The 22,645-nt window shown below is 37.6% G+C and carries 22 protein-coding genes and 1 tRNA gene; 2 read left to right on the plus strand and 21 right to left on the minus strand.

Annotated features, from left to right (window positions below; genetic code table 11):
* Window positions 1–383: 383 nt before the first annotated feature.
* From lysS to spoIIE, 17 genes are all read right to left on the minus strand, one after another.
* The gene (gene lysS / locus MOC86_RS17740) at window positions 384–1,874 is read right to left on the minus strand and encodes a lysine--tRNA ligase (protein ID WP_268585334.1); all 1,491 of its coding nucleotides are present in this window, start codon (window positions 1,872–1,874) and stop codon (window positions 384–386) included.
* 112 nt (window positions 1,875–1,986) lie between these two features.
* The gene (gene dusB / locus MOC86_RS17745) at window positions 1,987–2,985 is read right to left on the minus strand and encodes a tRNA dihydrouridine synthase DusB (protein WP_268585335.1); all 999 of its coding nucleotides are present in this window, start codon (window positions 2,983–2,985) and stop codon (window positions 1,987–1,989) included.
* Window positions 2,986–3,086: 101 nt separating this feature from the next.
* Entirely contained in the window at window positions 3,087–3,617 is a 531-nt protein-coding gene (gene folK / locus MOC86_RS17750) for a 2-amino-4-hydroxy-6-hydroxymethyldihydropteridine diphosphokinase (protein ID WP_268585336.1), read from the minus strand.
* Window positions 3,614–3,976 (minus strand): dihydroneopterin aldolase, encoded by a 363-nt coding sequence (gene folB / locus MOC86_RS17755; protein WP_268585337.1) that lies wholly within the window; start codon window positions 3,974–3,976, stop codon window positions 3,614–3,616. Before folB ends, folK begins: the two co-directional genes overlap by 4 nt.
* The gene (gene folP / locus MOC86_RS17760) at window positions 3,969–4,829 is read right to left on the minus strand and encodes a dihydropteroate synthase (RefSeq protein WP_268585339.1); all 861 of its coding nucleotides are present in this window, start codon (window positions 4,827–4,829) and stop codon (window positions 3,969–3,971) included. The genes folB and folP overlap by 8 nt, the downstream gene beginning before the upstream one ends.
* 6 nt (window positions 4,830–4,835) lie before the next feature.
* Window positions 4,836–5,696: an aminodeoxychorismate lyase gene (gene pabC / locus MOC86_RS17765; protein ID WP_243515968.1), complete on the minus strand. Its 861-nt coding sequence runs from the start codon at window positions 5,694–5,696 to the stop codon at window positions 4,836–4,838.
* Window positions 5,697–5,698: 2 nt separating this feature from the next.
* Window positions 5,699–6,280 carry an aminodeoxychorismate/anthranilate synthase component II gene (gene pabA / locus MOC86_RS17770; protein ID WP_243515969.1) on the minus strand — a complete coding sequence of 194 codons (582 nt, stop codon included), beginning with the start codon at window positions 6,278–6,280 and terminating at the stop codon, window positions 5,699–5,701.
* Window positions 6,277–7,704 (minus strand): anthranilate synthase component I, encoded by a 1,428-nt coding sequence (gene trpE, locus MOC86_RS17775; RefSeq protein WP_268585341.1) that lies wholly within the window; start codon window positions 7,702–7,704, stop codon window positions 6,277–6,279. Before trpE ends, pabA begins: the two co-directional genes overlap by 4 nt.
* Window positions 7,705–7,834: 130 nt before the next feature.
* Window positions 7,835–8,779: a cysteine synthase A gene (gene cysK, locus MOC86_RS17780; RefSeq protein ID WP_019395100.1), complete on the minus strand. Its 945-nt coding sequence runs from the start codon at window positions 8,777–8,779 to the stop codon at window positions 7,835–7,837.
* A gap of 131 nt (window positions 8,780–8,910) precedes the next feature.
* Window positions 8,911–9,792, minus strand: a complete 882-nt coding sequence (hslO, locus tag MOC86_RS17785; RefSeq protein ID WP_061803154.1) for an Hsp33 family molecular chaperone HslO — start codon at window positions 9,790–9,792, stop codon at window positions 8,911–8,913.
* A gap of 23 nt (window positions 9,793–9,815) precedes the next feature.
* A complete protein-coding gene (locus MOC86_RS17790; protein WP_061803153.1) occupies window positions 9,816–10,589 on the minus strand; it encodes a type III pantothenate kinase in 774 nt (257 codons plus the stop codon).
* A 143-nt stretch (window positions 10,590–10,732) separates the two neighbouring features.
* Window positions 10,733–12,673, minus strand: coding sequence for an ATP-dependent zinc metalloprotease FtsH (gene ftsH, locus MOC86_RS17795; protein ID WP_243515976.1), 1,941 nt, complete (start codon window positions 12,671–12,673; stop codon window positions 10,733–10,735).
* 97 nt (window positions 12,674–12,770) lie between these two features.
* Window positions 12,771–13,310: a hypoxanthine phosphoribosyltransferase gene (hpt, locus tag MOC86_RS17800; protein WP_040059959.1), complete on the minus strand. Its 540-nt coding sequence runs from the start codon at window positions 13,308–13,310 to the stop codon at window positions 12,771–12,773.
* A 29-nt stretch (window positions 13,311–13,339) separates the two neighbouring features.
* Window positions 13,340–14,728, minus strand: coding sequence for a tRNA lysidine(34) synthetase TilS (tilS, locus tag MOC86_RS17805; RefSeq protein ID WP_268585343.1), 1,389 nt, complete (start codon window positions 14,726–14,728; stop codon window positions 13,340–13,342).
* 81 nt (window positions 14,729–14,809) lie between these two features.
* Window positions 14,810–15,790, minus strand: a complete 981-nt coding sequence (locus MOC86_RS17810; RefSeq protein ID WP_268585345.1) for a protein kinase domain-containing protein — start codon at window positions 15,788–15,790, stop codon at window positions 14,810–14,812.
* The gene (locus MOC86_RS17815) at window positions 15,756–16,496 is read right to left on the minus strand and encodes a vWA domain-containing protein (protein ID WP_019395107.1); all 741 of its coding nucleotides are present in this window, start codon (window positions 16,494–16,496) and stop codon (window positions 15,756–15,758) included. Before MOC86_RS17815 ends, MOC86_RS17810 begins: the two co-directional genes overlap by 35 nt.
* A gap of 84 nt (window positions 16,497–16,580) precedes the next feature.
* Window positions 16,581–19,058 (minus strand): stage II sporulation protein E, encoded by a 2,478-nt coding sequence (gene spoIIE, locus MOC86_RS17820; RefSeq protein WP_268585346.1) that lies wholly within the window; start codon window positions 19,056–19,058, stop codon window positions 16,581–16,583.
* A 264-nt stretch (window positions 19,059–19,322) separates the two neighbouring features.
* On the opposite strand from spoIIE, the gene MOC86_RS17825 reads away from it, so the two are divergent.
* Both MOC86_RS17825 and bioB read left to right on the plus strand, forming a co-directional pair.
* A tRNA-Met gene (locus MOC86_RS17825) sits at window positions 19,323–19,396 on the plus strand.
* Window positions 19,397–19,743: 347 nt separating this feature from the next.
* Window positions 19,744–20,724: a biotin synthase BioB gene (gene bioB, locus MOC86_RS17830; protein WP_268585347.1), complete on the plus strand. Its 981-nt coding sequence runs from the start codon at window positions 19,744–19,746 to the stop codon at window positions 20,722–20,724.
* A gap of 99 nt (window positions 20,725–20,823) precedes the next feature.
* Here bioB and MOC86_RS17835 read toward each other — a convergent pair whose 3' ends face one another.
* The 4 genes from MOC86_RS17835 to yabP all read right to left on the minus strand — a co-directional run bounded on the left by MOC86_RS17835 (window position 20,824) and on the right by yabP (window position 22,621).
* Window positions 20,824–21,225 (minus strand): S1 domain-containing RNA-binding protein, encoded by a 402-nt coding sequence (locus MOC86_RS17835; protein ID WP_019395110.1) that lies wholly within the window; start codon window positions 21,223–21,225, stop codon window positions 20,824–20,826.
* A 93-nt stretch (window positions 21,226–21,318) separates the two neighbouring features.
* A complete protein-coding gene (locus MOC86_RS17840) occupies window positions 21,319–21,687 on the minus strand; it encodes an FtsB family cell division protein (RefSeq protein WP_061803144.1) in 369 nt (122 codons plus the stop codon).
* 5 nt (window positions 21,688–21,692) lie between these two features.
* Entirely contained in the window at window positions 21,693–22,316 is a 624-nt protein-coding gene (gene yabQ / locus MOC86_RS17845) for a spore cortex biosynthesis protein YabQ (RefSeq protein WP_019395112.1), read from the minus strand.
* Entirely contained in the window at window positions 22,313–22,621 is a 309-nt protein-coding gene (gene yabP / locus MOC86_RS17850; protein ID WP_019395113.1) for a sporulation protein YabP, read from the minus strand. The genes yabQ and yabP overlap by 4 nt, the downstream gene beginning before the upstream one ends.
* Window positions 22,622–22,645: the final 24 nt, after the last annotated feature.

Raw genomic sequence — 22,645 nt, forward strand, 5'->3', positions numbered from 1 at the left:
AGCCAGGATCAAACTCTCCATAGAAAGTTTGGTTTCATCTTTCGATGTCCATAGCTTTTTGTTTCTAATAAGAAACGTTGTTTTAAAAATAAAATAGAATTAACGTTGACGTATTTTGTTCAGTTTTCAAAGGTCAATCATCATCGCTTATCAACAGCAACTTTTATATCTTACCATGTTAACCTTTTAAAGTCAACATCTTTTTTTAGAAGTTTTGTTAACTTCTTATTTTTTGTGCTGTCTCATTAGCGACAAATAATAATATATCATCAATTAAATAATGCGTCAATAAGTTTTATAATATTTTTTTAAAAAAGGTATTCAAGCGAAGTTTTATTCCACTTGAATACCTTACTACCCTTCTAAAGTAGTTATAAAACCACTTATTTTTGACGCATTTGAGGGAACAGAAGAACGTCACGAATAGAAGGAGAATTTGTTAAAAGCATAACTAGACGATCGATTCCAATACCAAGTCCTCCAGTTGGAGCCATTCCATACTCTAATGCTTCAATAAAATCGTCATCCATCTCGTGAGCTTCATCGTTTCCTTGTTCACGCTCTTTAAGCTGAGCTTCGAAACGTTCACGTTGATCGATTGGATCATTTAATTCTGTAAAGGCATTTGCATGCTCACGACGTACAATAAATAGCTCAAAACGATCTGTAAAACGTGGATCTTCGTCATTTTTCTTCGCTAACGGAGAAATCTCAACAGGATGACCGTAGATGAATGTTGGTTGTACAAGTTCATGCTCTACCTTTTGTTCGAAGAATTCATTTAAAACATGACCAAACTGCATATGTTCCGTTACTTCTACACCGTGTTCCTTGGCAAGAGCATGAGCTTCCTCATCAGTCATCTCTTTCCAAAAATCAACACCTGTATATTGCTTAACAGCGTCAGCCATATGAAGTCTTGTCCATTCTGGAGCAAGGTTAATTTCATCTTCTCCGTATTGAACAGTTGTTGTACCAAGAACTTCTTGAGCAATATGAGCAATCATGTTCTCAGTTAAGCTCATTACGTCTTTATAATCTGCATATGCTTCGTAAAGCTCTAGCATTGTAAATTCAGGATTATGGCGTGTTGAAACTCCTTCATTACGGAATACACGGCCAATTTCATATACTCTCTCTAACCCACCTACAATTAGACGTTTAAGGTGTAATTCAATTGCAATACGCATATAAAGTTCAATATCAAGAGCATTATGATGAGTCACAAATGGACGAGCAGATGCTCCACCAGCGATAGAGTGCATCATTGGTGTTTCCACTTCTAAGAACCCTTGTCCATCAAGGTAGCGACGCATAGATTGAATAATACGGCTGCGCGTTATAAACGTTTGACGACTTTCTGGATTTGTAATCAAATCTAGGTAACGTTGACGATAACGTTGCTCAATATCTTTTAATCCATGATATTTATCTGGAAGTGGACGTAATGCTTTTGAAAGAAGTGTGAAAGAAGTAGCTTTAATAGAAAGCTCTCCTACTTTCGTTTTGAACATAACTCCCTCAATTCCAACAATATCCCCAATATCAGCGTTTTTGAAAAGCTCATACTGCTCTTCTCCTACACTATCTTTACGCACGTAGATTTGGATTTGGCCATTCAAATCTTGAACATGAGCAAATCCAGCTTTTCCTTTACCACGCTTTGTCATAATACGTCCAGCAAAACTAATTGAAGTTTCTTCTTCTTTTTCTGCTAGTTCTTCTTTTGAAAATTGATCATAAGCTTTTAGAAGTTCATTTGAACTATGTGAACGCTCAAAGCGTTTACCAAATGGATCAATTCCTTGCTCTTGAAGTTCTTTCATTTTTTCACGACGCACTATCAGTTGGTCATTTAATTCTTCCTGACTCATTTCATCATCTCCATCTATTTTTTAAATCTTAAACAGAAAAAAGACCAGCAAATCACTGGCAATCAGCGTACATTCTTCTGTTCGTAATTATAGGTGAACACTGTTTTATGTGTCAAATAGCTTGAGAGTCTTTTTGTTTTGCTTCTACTTCTTCTGCAAAAGTATCCACTAGTTTTACAAGACTCTCTCTTGTTTCACATTGATTAATCTCATTTCGCACTCTTGCATTGCCTCGAACACCTTTTAAGTACCAAGCGGCATGTTTACGCATTTCACGCACAGCTACATTTTCGCCTTTTAGGTCGATTAAACGATCAAGGTGGAGCTTACAAATATCCATTTTCTCTCTTACTGTTGGTTCTGGAGCTAATTCACCTGTTTTTAGGTATTGAACAGTACGATAAATCATCCATGGATCACCAAGAGCAGCACGACCTATCATTACGCCGTCAACCCCTGTTTCATCAAGCATTCTTTTTGCATCTTGCGGTGTTTTTACATCTCCGTTTCCGATAACAGGAATAGAGACTGATTGTTTTACGTCACGAATGATATCCCAATTTGCTGTTCCTTCATACATTTGTACACGAGTACGTCCATGAAGAGCAACAGCTTTTCCGCCTGCACGTTCTACTGCTCTTGCATTTTCAATTGCAAAGATATGGTCTTCATCCCAGCCCATACGCATTTTTACAGTAACAGGTTTATCTACAGCATCTACGACTGCTGAAACCATTTCATAAATTTTATTTGGATCTAGAAGCCATTTTGCCCCTGCATCACATTTAGTGATTTTAGGTACCGGACATCCCATATTAATGTCAATGATGTCTGCTGTTGTATTTTTATCTACAAACTGAGCCGCTTCCACAAGGGTTTCTTTTTTTCCACCAAAGATTTGTAAACTCATTGGCTTTTCACGTGGATCTATATGAAGCATTCCCATTGTCCTAGCATTTTTATAAAGAATGGCCTTATCACTCACCATTTCAGCACAAACTAATCCTGCGCCAAATTCTTTTACTGTAAGGCGAAATGCTGCATTACAAACACCTGCCATTGGTGCTAAAACAACTGGATTATCAAATTTGATATCTCCAATTTGAAGCATGATTGTACCTCCTATTGTATTACATGCATATAGACAAGTAATCTCTTAGAAGATTACTTGTCATCTCAAAAAAATAAAGTATAAGTTCTATTGTAAACACATTAATTTGTTTCTAAAAGAGAAAAGGTATCTTTCTCATCTCTTAGCTTCCATATTTCAATGCCTTGCTCAGCCGAAAGTTTAGAAGAGAGAGAAGATAGAAAATGACTATCTCCTAAAATGCAAGCTGAAGGAGCAATTTCCACGAGGGGAGCAAGCACAAAAGCCCGTTCAAGAATCCGCGGATGGGGAACAGATAAATTCTCCTCTTTTATATCTTCATTATTATAAAGCAAAATGTCAAGGTCTAGCGTTCGTGGCCCCCACCGAATAATCCGCTCTCTATGACAAGCTGCCTCAACTTTTTGCAAACAAGATAACAGTTCTTGAGGATTATACGTTGTTTCAACTTCTACAACCATGTTTAAAAAAGCAGCCTGCTCTGTATACCCAACAGGAGCTGTTTCATAAATCGAAGAAAGGTTTGTTAGTGTAATGTTTTTCTCTTTACACAGCAAGAGAATACCTTGCTTTAAATAATTAAATCTGTCTTCCATATTAGAACCCAATCCAATATATGCTATATTCTTCATGGACGACTCCTTTGAATCTCAACTCCAACTGAGTCATAGTGTCCATTAATTGGTGGGCTTTTCTTATATATTTTAACTGTACATGCCTCAACTGAAGAAAACTTTTCAAAGACTTCAGAGGCAATTGTTTCAGCTACTGTCTCGACAAGCTTAAAAACCCTGTTCTCCATAACGTCTTTGCAAAGATTAAAAAGCTCTGCATAATTGACCGTTGCCTCAAGATCATCACTTTGTCCAGCTTTTCTTAAATCTTGCTCTACTGTTAAGTCCACTTCAAAAGGCTGTCCAAGCTTGTTCTCTTCTGAAAAAACGCCATGGTAACCATAAAATTGCATTTTATTTAAAAAGATCTTATCCACGCGGAATGTCTCCTTTACCAATAAGCACATCCATCATCTTAGAAAAACGTGCAATTTCTAATACATCATGCACACGTACAATATCTGTGCCTTTTGAAATCCCTAGGCCCACTGTTGCAGCAGTACCCTCCATGCGATCTGCAGGATTTTCTAGATCGAGTACTTTTCCTATCATTCCTTTGCGAGATGTTCCGAGTAATACAGGATAACCAAGCGATTGGAATTGATCTAAGTTTCTCATAACGATAATATTTTCTTCTAATCCTTTAGCAAATCCGATTCCAGGGTCTAGAATGATTTTCTCATCCTTTACACCTGCTGCCTTTACGATTTTGATACTCTCATAAAGGTCCGCAATAACATCCGCCATCAAGTTTGTATAATTACGATTTTCTCTATTGTGCATAATTACAATAGGCACGTTGTATGAAGCTGCAACTTCCGCCATTTTAGGATCTGCTTTTGCTCCCCAAATATCATTAATAATATGGGCCCCAGCTTCTAATGCCTGACGAGCAACTTCTGCCTTGTACGTATCAACTGATATTGGGATTTTCACATTTTTACTAATGGCTTCAACAGCAGGAACTACACGACGAAGCTCTTCTTCTAAGCCCACTGGTTCATAACCTGGTCTTGTGGATTCCCCACCAAGGTCGATAATATCTGCTCCCTGATCTACCATAAGCTGCGCATGTTCAATAGCACGATCAAGGTGATTATACTTTCCACCATCTGAGAAAGAATCAGGCGTTACATTCAAAATTCCCATAATGAGCGTTTTATTATGATAATCTAGTTGAAAAGGGTGTGCATTAATGACGCCTTTTCTCGGTAGCGTATTTACAGTCATTTTCTTTTACTTCCTCCCTATATCCTTATAACTCCAGTTTGTCTGTGTCATCTGCTTATAATGATTCCGAAGAACACTAGCTAACGAACTGTCCCCATAGTGGTATCTTCTATCTCCAATATTAGAAATTGAAAAAATCTCTTGAATGGAATTCGTCATAAAGATTTCATCACTCTCAAGCAATTTCTCTAAAGAAAAGAATCCTTCATGAACAGGAATAGATAGCGATGTTAAAAGTGCCATAACAAATTGTCTTGTTACACCACCTAAAATCCCTGTTTTAAGAGATGGTGTATAAACAGCTCCATTTTTCACAAAGAACAGATTAGAAACAATCCCTTCTGCTATGTCTCCGTCTTCTGTTAGAAAAATTCCTTCTTGCTTCACACTGCTAAGCTCTCGTTTAGCAAGTACGTTATTCAAATAATGATGAGACTTCAAACGATAGTTTCCTTCAGGAGTATTACGCCTTGTTTTTAAAATAACCCCCTCTTTTTCAAGAAGAGGATTCTTTGGAAGCTCCTTCATATAGACGATGATTGTTGGTTCCTCATACATGTCTGTTGAAAGACCGAGGTCATCAACTCCTGCTGATATATTCAAACGAATGTAAGCATTCTGTAGATTATTTTTATGTGAGAGATCTTTAAACCAAGAAAGAACATCTTTCTTTGAGTATCTCCATTTTATATTCAGTTCCTTCAAACCATTTTCTAGACGTTCTAAATGATCATCAAGGAGAAAAGGATGTCCATCATAAAGTCGGAGCGTCTCAAACACCCCTAAACCATACAAGAAGCCATGATCATAAGGAGAAATCATAGCTTCTTGTTTCTGAACCAATTTATTATTTAAAAAAATATGCATAATTATTGCACTTCTCTTTGATACGTATTAATAAAGCTTCTTAGCATCTCTTTCCCAAAAGAAGTCATGATGGATTCTGGGTGAAATTGGACACCTTCAATGGGAAGCGACTTATGACGAATAGCCATAATTTCTCCTTTATCAGTTTCTGCCGTTATTTCAAAGCAGTCTGGGAGCGTTTCTCTTTCAACAATTAAAGAATGATAACGTGTCGCTGTAAAAGGATTAGCTAACTCCTTAAAAATGGTTTCTCCATTATGAGAAATCTCTGATGTTTTACCATGCATAAGATATTCAGCACGAATCACCTGCCCACCAAAAGCTTGGGCAATCGATTGGTGACCTAGACAAACTCCAAAAATCGGGATTTCTCCTGCAAATCGAGAAATGGCTTCAAGACTTATTCCAGCTTCATTTGGACTACAAGGACCTGGAGAAATCATCAAAAAGTCAGGACGCATTGCTTCAATTTCATCCAGCGTAATTTCGTCATTACGCTTTACAACTAGTTCTTCACCTAATTCACCTAGATACTGTACTAAATTAAATGTAAATGAATCATAATTATCAATCATTAAAATCATACTCTGCTACCTCCACTCAGCTCATATTCACTCAACTCTTTTGCACGCCATAAGGCTTCTGCTTTCTTTAAAGACTCTTTATACTCATATTGCGGATGTGAATCAATTACAATACCAGCTCCTGCTTGCACATGTGCTTGTCCGTCTTTTACAACCATAGAACGAATAGCAATATTCAACTCCATGTTTTCATCAAAGCCAATCCAACCAATTGAGCCTGTATAAACTCCTCTTCTCACCGGTTCAATTTCTTCAATGATTTCCATCGTACGCACTTTGGGTGCCCCTGTAATTGTGCCTCCCGGAAATGTTGCATCAACAACGTCAGTCCACTCATTCTCTTCTGCAAGCTGTCCTTTCACGTTAGAGACGATATGCATAACATGAGAATATCGCTCAATTGTCATTAATTCATCTACTTCTACAGTACCATATTTACAAACTCTCCCCAAGTCATTTCGCTCTAAATCCACAAGCATGATATGCTCAGCGCGTTCTTTCTCATTTGAGAGTAGTTCTTCTGCAAGCTGCTCATCTTCTTCAGCTGTTCGACCTCTAGAACGAGTGCCTGCAATTGGTCTTGTGCTTACTTCATTTTTACGCTTCTTCACTAAAAGTTCAGGTGAAGCACTCACAATTTGGAAATCTTCAAACTGTAAGTAAGACATATAAGGAGAAGGATTTAATAAACGAAGCTGCTCATACACTTCCATTGGATGCGACTTGAGCTGTCTTGTTTGACGAACTGCAATATTTACCTGAAATACATCACCCGAAGAGATGTATTCATGAATATCGTGAACAGCTTTTGAAAACTTTTCTTCATCCATCGAAAATTCATCTTTTTTCCGTTCTTCCATAAAATAGTTATGCTCATATGAAATGGGTTGAACAGGTGCCTCAAGCCACATATTCATATGATGACTAAGTCGCAATTGAGCTTGGGTTATATTTTCTTCCTCATCTGTTACAATCACCCAAAGCTGTTCTGTTGAATGGTCATAAACAAAGACATCTTGGAAAACGAAGAAATGAAGCTCTGGCAAATTCAAATCATCAGCTGCTAACTCTGGCAGCTTTTCAATATAGCGCACATAATCATAACTAATATACCCAATAGCTCCACCTTGAAAAGGAGGAAGTTCACTATTTGTCTCTATACGATATTGAGCTAACCAGTCCTTCATTGCATGCAGAGGATTTCCTTCTATCACCATCGTCTCCCCATTTTTCTCGACAGTAAGCATATTATTCTTACCTTTTAATGATGCTATTGGATCTAATCCAATCATACTGTAGCGGCCACTGCGTCCGCTCTCTAATACCATATGTTTTTTATGGTTTTTTGCCAGAAACTGAAATTTCTTGAACCAGTGTTCTTTTGGGATGGAAACCGCTTCTCCCCAAGCTTTTCTCTGTTGCACACCTTCACGCTCCTACACCATTTTTGCTATTTTATCTCTTTACTTTTCATTGTACATGATTCTTTATTTTTCTTCACTAGGAGTTTCTACTAATAAAAAACCTCCCTACTAGTAGGGAGGTTTTTAAGCTTTATTTTGTGCTTTGTTCTTCTTCCTCAAATTTATAAAGAGGTGTACTTAAGTAACGCTCACCGTTACTTGGGATAATTGCTAAAACTTTCTTACCTTTACCCAATTCTTTTGCTACTTTTAACGCTGCATAAATAGCTGCTCCAGAAGAAATACCACCTAGGATTCCTTCATTTCTAGCTGCTTTACGCGCATATTCAAATGCCGCTTCATTCTCTACTGGAATAACTCCGTCATACACTTCTGTATCTAACGTATTTGGAACAAATCCAGCTCCAATTCCTTGAATTTTATGAGGACCAGGCTGACCTCCTGATAATACAGGTGAACCTGTTGGCTCAACAGCATAGATTTTCACGTTCTCGTACTTCTCTTTTAATACGCTTCCAGCACCTGATACTGTTCCACCTGTACCAACACCAGCGATAAATGCATCAAGTTGGTCACCCATTTGTTCTACAATTTCTTTTCCTGTTGTTTCACGATGCACTTTTGGGTTTGCCTCATTCTTGAACTGCTGTGGCATAAAGTAACCATGTGCATTAGAAAGCTCCTCTGCTTTCTTAATAGCTCCGTTCATTCCTTCAGCACCAGGAGTAAGAACAAGGTCTGCTCCATATGCACGAAGAAGGTTACGACGCTCCATACTCATCGTATCTGGCATTACTAAAATAGCTTTGTAGCCTTTTGCAGCAGCAACCATCGCAAGACCAATTCCCGTGTTTCCACTTGTTGGCTCAATGATTGTGTCCCCAGCTTTTAAAACGCCCTCTTGCTCAGCACTTTCAATCATCGCAAGACCAATACGGTCTTTTACACTACTTCCAGGATTCATAAATTCAAGTTTTAAATACACATCTGCCATATCTTCTTCAACAATGCGATTTAATTTAACAATTGGTGTTTGACCAATTAAGTCTGTAATTGAATTTCCTACACGTGTCATAAGATCACCTCTATAATCCCTAGTATTTTTATTGGTTTTATAGAGAATATATCAATTATTATATGAATTGTCAATCTATTTACCCATTTTTTTAAAGAAAAAGGAAAGCGCATGCTTCCATGCGCTTTCCTTTAGGCTTTCGCTTGAGCTTTCAATTCTTCAAGTTCTTCTTTTGTGAACTGATACTCTTCATTACAGAAATGGCATTGAGCTTCTGCTCCACCATCTTCATCAATCATTGCCTGAAGTTCTTCTACACCTAGGCTAATAAGAGCATTTGAAAGACGCTCTCTTGAACAATGACAAGAAAACTCAACAGGCATTGTTTCCAATACTTCTACATTTTCTTTTCCTAAAAGTTTTTCTAGAATTTCCTCAGGAGACAATCCTTCTTGAATAAGCTTAGAAATTGGCGGCACTTTACTTAGACTTTCTTCAATTGCTGTGATTGTTTCCTCATCAGTACCAGGCATAAGCTGAATAATAAATCCTCCTGCAGCTAAGATGCTGTTATCTGGATTTACAAGCACCCCTAATCCAACAGATGAAGGCACTTGTTCAGATGATGCAAAGTAGTACGTAAAGTCATCTCCAAGTTCTCCAGATGCAAGGGGAACTTGACCTGTAAAATGATCTCTTAACCCCAAGTCTTTTACAACGGTAAGCATTCCTGTTGAGCCAACAGCTCTTGAAACATCTAATTTGCCTGGCGCTTTAGAAGGAAAGTGTGTTTGAGGTTTTGAAACATAACCACGTACATGTCCTTTTGCATCGCTATCAACAATGATTGCGCCAATCGGACCTCCTCCTTCTACCTTTACTGTAATTTTGTTTTCACCTTTTAACATGGCTCCCATCATAACGCTCGCTGTCATTGCACGCCCAAGGGCTGCCGAGGCTGTTGGCCATGAATTATGTCTTCGTTGAGCTTCTCCAACTGTTTCAGTTGTCTGAACTGCATATGCGCGAATTTGGCCATTATAAGCCAACGCTTTTACAAGATAATCTTTCATCCTTTTAAAACACCTTCCTTGGTTTAAATTAGCTCAAAATTACGAGCATATATTAACTGAAGTCCCTTTAACGTTAAGAACGGGTCCACAATATCAATCATATCTGACTCTGTTGCAATTAAATTAGCTAATCCTCCTGTAGCAATTACTTTTGTTTCAGGAGGAGCTTGAGCTTTCATACGGGACACAATTCCTTCTACTTGTCCTACATATCCATATAAGATACCAGATTGCATTGCTGTAACCGTATTTGTACCAATAACACTTTCAGGTTGCACAATCTCAATCCGAGGAAGCTTTGAAGTTCTAGAATAAAGAGCTTCTGTAGAAATATTAATTCCTGGCGCAATTGCGCCTCCTCTATAATGTTTCTTTTCATCAACATAGCAATACGTAGTGGCTGTACCAAAATCAATAATAATTAAAGGAGTTCCATAATGATGAATGGCTCCTACAGCATTAACAATGCGGTCTGCTCCTACTTCTCTTGGGTTGTCATACTTAATGTTTAAGCCTGTCTTCACTCCTGGACCTACTATAACAGGTTTGAGATGAAAATACTTTAGACACATTCTTTCAAGTGAAAACATTATAGGGGGAACAACAGAAGAAATGATAATTCCTTCTATTGAAGCAAACGTTAATCCAACATGATTAAAAAGCTCTTTAATTACCATGCCAAATTCATCTTCTGTTTTATTACGGCCCGTTTCGATACGCCAATGATATTTTAACTCATTTCCTTCATAAACACCTAATACTGTGTTTGTATTTCCCACATCTATAACAAAAATCAACGCCCATCACCACTTTATCTTTATTTCTATCCTCATCTCACTCTATATTACATAAAAAAGTCGGGCGTTTCTATTCTTTCATAATTTACCCGTTCATCACCTATGTTAACAATAAAAAAGGCGCTCAGTTGAGCGCCTTTTTTTTATTCGTTCTTATCTTCTTGATCTTCATCTTCTTTTTTCGGTTGGATGTTTACTTTCACATCTTCCCCATTTTCCTCAGGCTGAGGTTTTTTAAGAGATAAATTACGGTCTCCTTCTGGAAGCTTACCATCTTCGAAAAGACTACGGATTTGCTTCGCTTCTAATGTTTCAACCTCAAGAAGTGTGTTTGCAATCAAGTCAAATTGTTCACGATGATTAACAATGATCTCTTTTGCACGTGCATAACATTCTTTAATGATACGCTGAACTTCTAAGTCAATTTCATGAGCAATTGCATCACTGTAGTTTTGTTCGCTATTGATATCGCGTCCTAGGAACACTTGACCACCTTGTGATTGACCAAACTGCATTGGCCCAAGCTTATCACTCATTCCGTATTCAGTAACCATTTTACGAGCAATACTTGTTGCACGTTGGAAGTCATTGTGAGCTCCTGTGCTTACTTCGCCAAATGTTACTTCCTCAGCTACACGTCCACCAAGTAGACCTGTAATCTTATCAAGAAGCTCTGGCTTCGTCATGAAGTAACGATCTTCTTTTGGAAGCATTACAGCATAACCACCAGCTTGGCCACGAGGCACGATTGTTACTTTATGAACCATATCAGCTTCATCAAGAACAAGTCCAATGATTGTATGACCTGATTCATGGAAGGCAACAATATTACGCTCTTTCTTCGAAATAACGCGGCTCTTCTTCGCAGGACCTGCGATAACACGATCTGTCGCTTCATCGATATCAGTCATATCAATTTTCTTCTTATCAAGGCGGGCAGCTACTAGAGCAGCTTCGTTTAATAAGTTTTCAAGATCGGCACCAGAGAATCCTGGTGTACGAAGAGCAATCGTACGTAAATCAACAGACTCATCAAGCGGCTTGTTGCGAGCATGTACACGAAGTACTGCTTCACGGCCATTTACATCTGGACGATCTACCGTAATTTGACGGTCAAAGCGTCCTGGACGTAGTAATGCAGGGTCTAGAATATCAGGGCGGTTTGTTGCAGCAATAATGATAATTCCTTCATTCGCTCCGAAACCATCCATTTCAACAAGCAATTGGTTTAGCGTTTGTTCACGCTCGTCATGGCCGCCGCCTAATCCAGCGCCACGTTGACGACCTACTGCATCAATCTCATCTATAAAGATAATACACGGTGCATTTTTCTTCGCATTTTCAAACAAGTCACGAACACGAGAAGCTCCGACACCGACAAACATTTCAACGAAATCAGAACCACTGATGGAGAAGAATGGTGTTCCTGCTTCACCAGCTACAGCACGAGCAAGTAATGTTTTACCTGTCCCTGGAGGTCCAACAAGAAGAACCCCTTTTGGAATACGTGCCCCTACTTCTGAGAATTTGCGAGGATCCTTCAAGAAATCAACAACTTCAACAAGTTCTTGCTTCTCTTCGTCAGCACCCGCTACGTCTTTAAACTTAACTTTTTTCTTCTCTTCGCTATAAAGTTTAGCTTTACTTTTACCAAAGTTCATTACACGACTGCCGCCGCCTTGAGCTTGGTTAAGTAAGAAGAAGAAGAGAATAAAGATAATAATAAACGGAATGATGGAAGTAAAGAAAGTCACCCATCCGCTTGTTTCCTCAGCTGGTTTATAATCAACATCTGCTGATTGAAGTTTATTATCTAGTTTTTCAACAATTTGACCTGTATCTGGTACAAACGTAACAAATTCTTGGTCTTTGCTGTATGAATCTAATTGACCTCGAACTTCCAGCACACCTCGCTCAGGTTTTAAAGTAACGTGGTCTACTTCACCTTTATCAAGATGTTCGATAAATTTATTGTAATTAAGCTGTGTTGTTTGGTTATTTGAACCACTAAAAATGCTAACAACACCAATAATTACCAAAAATATCAGTAAATAAAATATGGTATTACGGAAGATCCGATTCATTACTTACCTCCTCCCACAGTAAACAAATCATACTCAATAGTATCATAGAAAATTCAACCTATACAACAAATACACCCTGCCATAGACCCTTATGTTCTTATGATGAATATACTTCTGGTTTTAAGACGCCAATGTAAGGCAGGTTGCGGTATTTCTCTTGATAATCAAGACCATAACCAACAACAAATGCGTTTGGCACTTCAAATCCAATATAGTCTGCTTCAATATCAGATTTACGTCCTGATGGCTTATCAAGAAGTGTTACAATTTTGATTGATTTAGCTTTGCGGTAACGGAAAAGCTCGACTAAGTAACTTAGTGTTAATCCACTATCAATAATATCTTCGATAATTAGGATGTCGCGTCCTTCAACAGATGTGTCTAAATCTTTAATAATCTTGACTTCGCCTGAAGAAACGGTAGAATTCCCATAGCTTGACACATCCATAAAGTCCATTTCTAAGTATGTATCTACTCGTTTGAGTAAATCACCCATAAATGGCATAGCACCTTTTAAGACGCCAATAGCGAGTGGGAAACGATCTTTGTACTCTTCTGATAATACTTTCCCTAATTCTTTTACTTTTTCTTGCAACTGTTCTTCACTAATTAATACTTCTTTAATGTCTTCCTTCATGTACCTGCTTGCCTCCTAGAAGTTGTTTGCTACTTATAGTATAAGGTAACATACTTTTGTTCCTGTATGTTGTCTACCTCATAATGGGATTTTTTCAATCCTGGTATCCAAAGGATTTCCTCGTTATCCAACACAATAATTGGCCAAGCTTCACGTTCAGATTTCGGAATTTTGTTATCAATGAAGATATCCTTTACTTTTTTCCTCCCATTCATACCTTTTAAACGTATTTTATCACCTGTTTTTCGACTTCTTACAATCAAATTTGGTAATTTTGCTTTTTCGTTTAAAGGTAAATGAAAAAAGTCGTGGCCTTTCTTAAGCTTTCCTGTTTCAGTTTTATGTATTTCACAAACAATTTCGCGACCTGTTGGTAACGTAACTCTTCCAGGTATGTGCAAGGAAAAACAGTACGGCTCGACTCTTGGCTTTTCAAAAGTAAATAAACATGTTTCATAAGAGCGAATAACATATAAGCCTTTAGGGAAATGAAGCATCCCAGAAGGTTGCTCCTCTTTGAAAAAAGCGAAAAGCTGATCGATATGCGCCGAGGATAAAGCTAGAGGAATCTCTTTATAGAGATAGTTTAATATTAGTTGAATCCCCCTCCTTTGTAAAGGTTTCCGCATTCTTAAAAAGTCCTGCCGTAAAAGCTTTACATATTCAGGCGTTTTATCAACTATTACTGTATTCATCATATCATAAGTTAATTCCTCTAAATAGCTTTGATCTTCTAATAAATTTTCACTAAATTGCTGAAAATGTGTATGAACATGCTCATTTTCTTTTTTAAAGAATGGAAGAAGCTTTCGAAAGCGATTTCTTGTGTATTTATCATCACTATTCGATGGATCTATGCGTGGGTGCAATTCATAGTGTTGACAATATCCTTCAATCTCATCCTTTTTAAGAGTTAAAAAAGGGCGAATGAGAGATCCACCGGCAAAAGAGCGTGAAGGAGCCATTCCTGCCGCCCCTTTCATTGTCGTTCCTCTTGTCAACCTCATTAAAATTGTTTCAACTTGATCATCTCCATGATGAGCAAGAGCCAATTTTGTCCCTTTGTGCTTTTTCATTACATCTTCATAAAACTGATAACGACATTCTCTCGCTGCAATTTGAGAACTCAAATGGTGTTTTTTCTTATATGCTTCTACATCTATACTTATAGCTTCACATGGGATATCATGCTTAAAGCAAAAATTTTTCACATATAGAAGATCCTCTCTAGATTGTTCTCCTCGGAACATATGGTCAAGGTGAGCTGCTACCACTTCGATATTCCACTCTTTTTTTAGGCTCCAAAGCAAGTGTAAAAGAGCTAGAGAATCAGGTCCTCCCGAAACTCCTACAATAACATTATCATTTTCTTTCAGTAAACAATGTTTTCTTATAAACTTTTCAACTTTTGTCTTCATCTTTGTCATCCTTATACTTTGCGTCTCTCTCTAGAGTAAATGATGAGGAAGTATGAATAAAGAATTTTGTTCAAATAATAACTACCAAACTTGTATAAAAAAATAAACAAAATAAGCAATAGCTACAGATATAAGAAGAAAAAACGTTTCAGCTGTTCGTTTCTTTTTACGCTTGACGCGCCTTCTACGCCCTGTCGTCACATAAGTAGTGTTGTTTGCAGAGGGTGAAGATTGAGGTTTTTTATCTCCTCCTTTAACAACGTTTAAAATATCATTTTTCATGTGACTTGCTGCACTATATTCCCCTTTTAAGGCTTTCATAAGCGGCTTTTTATATGGACGAAGAATCTTTTTTTCATCAATACACCTTTCAAGCTGCTTTAATGGCTGCTCTTGCTTTGAGAACTGCTTTGGATAAGCTCCATTGATAAGAATCATAGCAACAGCAAATAAATCGTAAGGTCCATCTGCTTTCCTTGATCCTAATCCCCAATATCCACGATCAAAGAATTCGGTAAACTCTTTAATAGCTCTACCATGCTGTGTCGTTCCTCCAACATCTAACAAGCGAAGTCTAAATGGATTTGTGGTTACAATTAAATTGTCGGGCTTTAGATCTCCGAATGTCCAACCTGCTTGATGCAAACCTTCCAAGTCTCCGAGAAGCTGAAGAACAAGAACGCTTAACCATTCCTCCCCTTTGCGAGAAATAAAGGGAAGAAAACCTTCTCCTTTTAAATATTCCATTACATAAAAAGAAAGCATCACTGTTCCTTGTTTTACAGCCCAGTCATCTACATCTAACAAAGAAGGTCCAAGGACTTTGCCATGGACCTTACTTAGCTGTTTTAGCACATTTACCTCTGCTGTTACAGACATATTTGCAAAGCTAATTTTCAAAGCTACCTGTTCGTCATTCTCATTTTGAGCAAGATACACAACTCCTGTTGCACCTTCTCCTAACTTACGTACAATGTAATATTTATGAGAATGCCATTTTCCTAAAATAGCTGTCCCTGATTTTATATTACAAACCTGATTCCTCAATTGATCTCTCATCATATTCTTCAAGCCGCCCTCTCGTTGAGCGTTTTTTCTTAAAATGTTTTACTGCTTCTTCAAGTGCTGGACCTGTTGGGGTAATTCCTCCAGCTGTGAGCTTTGGAAAAATTGCTGAAACTTTATTAAGATTAGGGGTCCAGTCTAGAAGCTTCTCTACATCTTTCTTTTTCCCAGGAAATAAAAAGATAGAGTAATTGTTATATCCAATTCGTGCATTTAAACTTAGCGATAAATCAAGCAGCGCCTCTTTAACCGTTGGTAGTTTACTTTTCATACTTGCACTCATATCTACCAGAATAAGAATATCTAAATTGGATGTTTCACCTAAATCATCTACAACTTCCATCACTTCCCCACGCTTCTCTGGAGGAAGGTCTTCCAAATTCGTTTCAGATCCTAAAATTTGTTGAAGTTCTTTGTTTACAACCCCATGAATAGTTTGAGTCATCGCCTGGCGTGTAACCATCTGGACTGTTTGAGATAAATTTTGTGCATAGACAACTTGACTAACGCCTCCACCAGACATTGCGATGTTCTCAATCTCATTTGTACTCTGTTCATCAATCAAATCCTTTTCCATAACTCCAATGACATTTACAGTAATGCCTTGTTCTTTTGCAAGAGCAGCCATTGCAACTGGATCTTCCCCAGTGTTTGAATAACCGTCTGTAATTAATAGAATTTGTTTAATTGTCCCGTTTCGCACAAGATCTCCTCCTCAAATTCGGTATTACCATCATGGACGAAAATGTCTAGGTATATACCTTATAAGAGAAGGAGATCTCATTGTTTATGCTTGTTTTTGGGCTTTAGAATGAACAGGGATCGATGACCATTTTGGAATGTTATGCTGAATCTTTGTCACAACAACCGTCATGTCATCATCAATCACTCCTGCTTTTGTTCTAATCACTTCTTCCATGATAATGTCCGCTACCTCTTGTGGATGATCTGTTTCAATCTCGCTAATCTTGCGTTTCATCCACATTTCGTAATTTTCAACGTGGCGAGGTCCTTCAAATACCCCGTCACTCATCATAATAAGCAAATCTCCAGCCTTTAATTTCTCACTTACAACATCAACTTCAAATTCGTCAATAATTCCAATTGGTAGATTATTAGCTTGTATTTTAATAATTTTGTTCCCGCGCTTGATAAAACTTGGAATTGAACCAATCTTAAGGAATTTGGCATTCGCATCTTGTAAATCTACCATAGCAAGATCAAGCGTTGAGTACATCTCCTCATTTGTTCTTAATGCCAAAATAGAATTCACAGATTTAATGGCCATTTTTTCTTCAATACCTGTTTTGAGAATTTGTTTTAAAAGCTGAAGCGTATCTGTACTTTCACAATGTGCACGCTCTCCATTTCCCATTCCATCGCTAATTGCAATAGCGTGTTTATTGCGACTAAGTTCAATGATGGAATAACTATCCCCAGAAATAAATCCACCGCCTTTTGCCGCATGAGCTACCCCTGTTTCTACAACATAAGCTTGTGCAGAACAGAAAGAAGCATGACAATATCCTTGAGGGTATGGAGCACATTTTTCCTCTTTTACAATTACAGTTTCATTTAAAATATCTGAAAGGAGCGGCGCAATAAGTTTTTCACATTCCCCCCGTCCTTCACAATAAGGAACCCACATTTCAATATCAACATTTCCTTGTTCAAGGTTATAGATTTCAATCTGATTCACTTCTATCCCAAACCCTTTTAAAGCCTCAACAATCTGCTCCTCTTGAACATAAAGGTGCTGACGCTCTTTTTGAATCTCATCAGCAAAATCCTTCATTACTTGAGAAACACCTGAGAGCTGCTCTGCCACAATTTTGCGACTTTCAATAATTTGTTGCTTGAGCTGCTTGTTCGCATAGAAATAGGTGAGTTCCTTTTCCATTGTCTCAATCATTTTTTTCGATTTCACACAATGCTTGTCCCATTCACGATTCAAGCGTTGATTTGTTTTCATCGTTCCATTCTCAACTTCTTGCATAATCTCTGTCATATAATCATATGTTGTATCAAGCTGTGCTCCCCAGCACTGCTCTTTCTTAAAACATAATTGACACGTTTTTTCTGTCACATTACTTAAAAAGTAGTCAACTTCCTTTTCTTCATTCTGCTCGTTATCATAAAATGTATTTTTAGAAAAACTAGAAGACAAGGCTTCAAATACATTTGAGAACTGTTCAACACGATTAGCTGTTACATCACGTACTTTTCGCAAATATTGCTGTTGCTCATTGCTGTGTTCAGCTGTTCCAGGAACAAGTTTGCTAATTTTGCCGATTATCCCTTTTGGTGTCAGTAAAAATAAGCCAACAGCAACAAGGGATTCGTATAAGTTGAGTGAAAGAATCTCATCTGGCTTGCTGTACAAGCTAATAAGCAATGTCCCAACGATAAGACCTAACGATACGCCAAGTTTCTTCCCGTCCTTTAATAACCCCCCTAGAAGACCTGAAAAAGCAAGCAAACTCATTTCATACAAACTTGAGACATTTGCGAGACTTAGAATTAAACCTGTCACAACCCCAACTGTTGAGCCAACAGTTGCTCCTGCTACAAAAGCAAAAACAATAACCAAGTAACGAGATAAAATATGTTCAACGGAAAGCCCATAAATTTCCCATCCAATTGTTCCTGTCATAACAGAAGCAAGAAGGATGATTAAACAAATTACTTCTTCTATCTTTAAAGCATGTGGATTAATCTTTTGTGAGATAAGCGGAATACTTTGAAGGAAAATCATTGTTAAAATAAAGCTTAAGCCTGACTCTACAACTGCAAGTGTAACGTCATATACTGTAAGCGTCCAAGCTGATGTGTAAGAAAGAGAGAGGTTCACAATAAGCATTGTCACAAAAACGATAAGCGGTAGTTTTCGCGCAGGTTCAACTGAGAGAAATCCACTTACTTTGTATAAAATGAGGAAGGCAAAAACGCATAACAGGACAAAGGCACCTTTCTCAACGGAAATGGTAAATGCCCCACCCAGAACGGCTAAAGCACTTACCCCGAGCTTCTCTTTCTTCATAACATAAACCGCTGCTACAAACGGAAGAGCAAACGGCATAATCTCCATAAGAATAAGAGCTCGTCCTAATAAAAATCCGGTAATCAGGATGAGTAAACCACTTTGAAACAGCAGATTCTCCAACTTAAGCTGAAGACCTAGGAAAAATTTTGACGTCTCCTTCTTTGTTCGATCTGCTACTAAATTCGGGATTGGACTGGCATAGTTTCTTTCTGTCTTCTCCACTTCGTTCACCACCTGTATAGAAATACTTAGTGCTCATTATACAGAGGACAACTTCTTTTTTTTGTCAAAAGAAGGGATTGTTTAAAAAAATCGTTCGACTCTTTTCTACTGAACTTTCAAAAACTATACAAAATGTTAGACTCTTCTCTATTAAGCTCTAAGATAAATGGCGTAACTCGTTATAAAAGTGGTTTATTTCTCTTTATGTACAAAATGTATTGACACTTCTCTATAGTCATAGTATGATTTAATTTGTCTTTAATTGGCGGTGTAGCTCAGCTGGCTAGAGCGTACGGTTCATACCCGTGAGGTCGGGGGTTCGATCCCCTCCGCCGCTATTTCTACAAAAACCCCTTCGTACATTTGTCGTACGAAGGGGTTTTTTCGTTTTTCCGCTTTTTCTGCATTCCTTTAATACTACTATGTCTCCTAACATTTCAATTTTCTCATTTTCCAAAAATAAAATTCTTACTTTATTTCTTATATCGAAATAAAACTTTACTTCTTAAAAACCCCATTAATTAAAAGATATAAATATAAAATAAACTTTTCTAAAATATTAAATCGATTATTAATTTATTAAATCCATGGATTAGCGACACGTTTTGATAATTGTCAGTCTCCTCACTAAATGTTAACCTTTATTATTATAAAGTTAACACTTAGTAGAAATGGAGTGAAAGTTATGTCAAAATGGACTAATTTAGCTAGAAAAGTATTAGAAGGTGAACTACTAGAAAAGAAAGAGGCACTAGAAATTCTTGAAGCTCCTAATGATGAAGTTCTCTCAATCATGGATGCTGCTTATACTATTCGCTCTCATTATTTTGGGAACAAAGTAAAGCTCAATATGATTATTAATGCCAAAAGCGGGCTCTGTCCTGAAAATTGTGGATACTGCTCACAGTCTATTGTGTCAAACGCTCCTATTGAGAAATACCCTATGCTAGACAAGGAAACAATTATAGCAGGAGCACAGGAAGCTATAAAACGTCAAGCAGGGACCTACTGTATTGTGGCAAGTGGTAGAGCCCCTTCAAAACGAGACGTGGAGGAAGTTGCTAGGGCTGTGGAAGAAATTACAAAGACAACCTCTCTAAAAATTTGTGCATGTTTAGGATTTCTTAATGAAGAAAAAGCACAAAGACTACAGCAAGCTGGTGTTCATCGTTATAATCACAATCTCAATACCCATCGAGATAACCACTCTTCCATTGTATCTACTCATACATATGAAGATAGAGTAAATACAGTGAACGAAGTGAAGAAATCAGGGATTTCTCCTTGCTCAGGCTGTATTTTTGGGATGGGTGAAACAAATGAACAAATCTATGAGATTGCTGTTTCACTGAGAAATCTTGATGTTGATTCAATTCCTGTTAATTTTCTTCATGCAATCAAAGGTACTCCGTTACAGGACCAAAAACCGCTAGAACCATTAGCATGCTTAAAAATCCTTGCTCTCGTGAGATTTATCAATCCAAGCAAAGAGATTCGTATTTCAGGTGGTCGTGAAGTAAACCTTCGCTCTCTTCAGCCTCTAGGGCTCTATGCAGCTAATTCTATTTTTGTTGGTGATTATTTAACAACAGATGGACAAGAGGCAGAATATGACCATAAAATGATTGAAGATTTGGGATTTGAAATCGAGGAATGTGCACTATAAAAAAAGAGCAGCCTAATCATTAGGCTGCTCTTATGCGTATCTATAAAAGATGAGCATTATTACTCACAGTAGTTCATTTATCGCTTCATCAGCAGCAAGTTAACCTCTTCTCGCTCCACGACCGCCACGTTTTGACTCTGTGTTACGTTTTAGGGAAGCAAGACGATCTTCACTATCCTTTAAAAAACGCGACATTTTTTGCTCAAAGTTCTCTGTATTTGGACGATTGTTAGGACGTTCTTGACGCTTTCTTGGTGGACGATATGAATCTTTTGCTTTCTTAATTGATAAGCCGATCTTTCCATCTTTCTCGATATTGATGACCTTTACTTCTACTTGATCACCAACTTGAAGATGTTCGCGAATGTCTTTTACATAGTTGTCAGCTACTTCACTAATGTGAACAAGTCCAGTTGTACCTTCTGAAAGCTCAACAAACGCTCCGAAATGTGTAATACCTGTTACTTTACCTTGTAACTTGCTGCCTACTTCGATTGACATAAAAAAAATGCTCCTCCTTAAAATGTAAAAAAGTCAATTTATTATATATTATACAAAACTAAATTTCACGCTGTCAACGCACATAAGGTGCCGTTAATCTTTTACATTGAAAATAATTTGTCCATCTTCAGTTAAGAAATAATCTTTTCCCGCTAACTTCTTTATATAATCATCGTCGTTCAACTGCTTAATCTCTGTATTGAGGCTTTTCTCTTTCTTCTCAAGCTTCGTTAATTCTTCTGTTAACTGCTTATGTTCTGCTTTCTTCTCTTCAATGGCTGACTGCTGGGAAAAAAGCTTTACAGTAATAAAGATACTAAAGATGAGAGCAAAGATGCCAAAAACAGTGAGACGCCTAATAAGTCCAACGCGGCGACGACTTTTGGAATCCAGTTGTTTTTGTTGGGTTTCCACATGGCTTGAAGGTAGCGAGGTTACATTTTTACTTTTTCTTACTCCCACGTTCACTACTCCTCCTTTTTCCGTTTCCAGAACAGCAAGTACTGTTTAAGCCCAATTGTTATATTCTTGATTTTTACGGAAAATCCTTTTAAAGATTGAAAAAAACGGTAACAAAATTGTTGGACTGAAGTCGGCAACATTCTCCAAATGATTCTGAGAAGCCAAGCTATGGGGAATAAGAAAATCTTCAACACAGTAAGTGTTACAGTGAAAAGAAGATTACCTACATAAAGTACGATGGCAATAAGAGCCTGGATAATGAACCATATTGGTTTAACAACAAGTCCTTTTATAAGTCGAACGACAAATAAGTATAGAGAAACGACGGCTCGTACAAGAAAGGTTAACAGCGATTGATACGGTTTCTTAAATAAGCTTTGATATGCGGAAAAACCACATAAAAGGGCAAGAAAAATATAGAACCGTAGCTCCCCTTCATTTACAACGAACAATACATAGAAGATAAGAACGGCTTGCAGAAGCCAAAATACAATATCATGGCAAAATACAATCCAGCGAGAAACTAACTGTCGATTAAAGAAAAAACGATACGTATCAATGGCAGCCCCAAGGTATGATCCTGTGAGCGCCATTGCTACCATCGTATAAAACTGAACATTTAGGGTCATCGGAACAGCTTGCTAAAGAATCCTTTAGCTTTCTCCGACTGATTTGCCTCTAGATACACTATATCAAAAATTTTACCTTTAATCGATACGATTCCCTTATCTACATCTAAGTTCTTCATTTGTAAATTTTGTCCTCTTATTGAAAGGAAACCCATTACCGTCTCAAGCAAGAATTCTTCTGTATCAAAACTCTCCACTTGCTTTACACCTGTAATATCAAGAAGTCTACGCCCTTTCATCACTATATCGTGGTTGGGTGCACTTGTATCCTTCGTGCCCCCTGTCATATCATGATATTGATTCATTGTCCCCTCACCTCATCTAATAAA

Origin of the sequence: Priestia endophytica, assembly GCF_026790145.1 — a bacterium.
In the GTDB taxonomy this organism is placed as follows: domain Bacteria; phylum Bacillota; class Bacilli; order Bacillales; family Bacillaceae_H; genus Bacillus_I; species Bacillus_I endophytica_A.

Excerpts from the sequence above, each read along its gene's own strand:
- lysS (WP_268585334.1), bottom strand. The coding sequence starts at position 1,874 with ATGAGTCAGGAAGAATTAAATGACCAACTGATAGTGCGTCGTGAAAAA.
- dusB (WP_268585335.1), bottom strand. The coding sequence starts at position 2,985 with ATGCTTCAAATTGGAGATATCAAATTTGATAATCCAGTTGTTTTAGCA.
- folK (WP_268585336.1), bottom strand. The coding sequence starts at position 3,617 with ATGAAGAATATAGCATATATTGGATTGGGTTCTAATATGGAAGACAGA.
- folP (WP_268585339.1), bottom strand. The coding sequence starts at position 4,829 with ATGACTGTAAATACGCTACCGAGAAAAGGCGTCATTAATGCACACCCT.
- pabC (WP_243515968.1), bottom strand. The coding sequence starts at position 5,696 with ATGCATATTTTTTTAAATAATAAATTGGTTCAGAAACAAGAAGCTATG.
- pabA (WP_243515969.1), bottom strand. The coding sequence starts at position 6,280 with ATGATTTTAATGATTGATAATTATGATTCATTTACATTTAATTTAGTA.
- cysK (WP_019395100.1), bottom strand. The coding sequence starts at position 8,779 with ATGACACGTGTAGGAAATTCAATTACAGACTTAATTGGTCAAACACCA.
- hslO (WP_061803154.1), bottom strand. The coding sequence starts at position 9,792 with ATGAAAGATTATCTTGTAAAAGCGTTGGCTTATAATGGCCAAATTCGC.
- ftsH (WP_243515976.1), bottom strand. The coding sequence starts at position 12,673 with ATGAATCGGATCTTCCGTAATACCATATTTTATTTACTGATATTTTTG.
- hpt (WP_040059959.1), bottom strand. The coding sequence starts at position 13,310 with ATGAAGGAAGACATTAAAGAAGTATTAATTAGTGAAGAACAGTTGCAA.
- tilS (WP_268585343.1), bottom strand. The coding sequence starts at position 14,728 with ATGAAGACAAAAGTTGAAAAGTTTATAAGAAAACATTGTTTACTGAAA.
- MOC86_RS17810 (WP_268585345.1), bottom strand. The coding sequence starts at position 15,790 with ATGATGAGAGATCAATTGAGGAATCAGGTTTGTAATATAAAATCAGGG.
- bioB (WP_268585347.1), top strand. The coding sequence starts at position 19,744 with ATGTCAAAATGGACTAATTTAGCTAGAAAAGTATTAGAAGGTGAACTA.
- MOC86_RS17835 (WP_019395110.1), bottom strand. The coding sequence starts at position 21,225 with ATGTCAATCGAAGTAGGCAGCAAGTTACAAGGTAAAGTAACAGGTATT.
- yabQ (WP_019395112.1), bottom strand. The coding sequence starts at position 22,316 with ATGACCCTAAATGTTCAGTTTTATACGATGGTAGCAATGGCGCTCACA.
- yabP (WP_019395113.1), bottom strand. The coding sequence starts at position 22,621 with ATGAATCAATATCATGATATGACAGGGGGCACGAAGGATACAAGTGCA.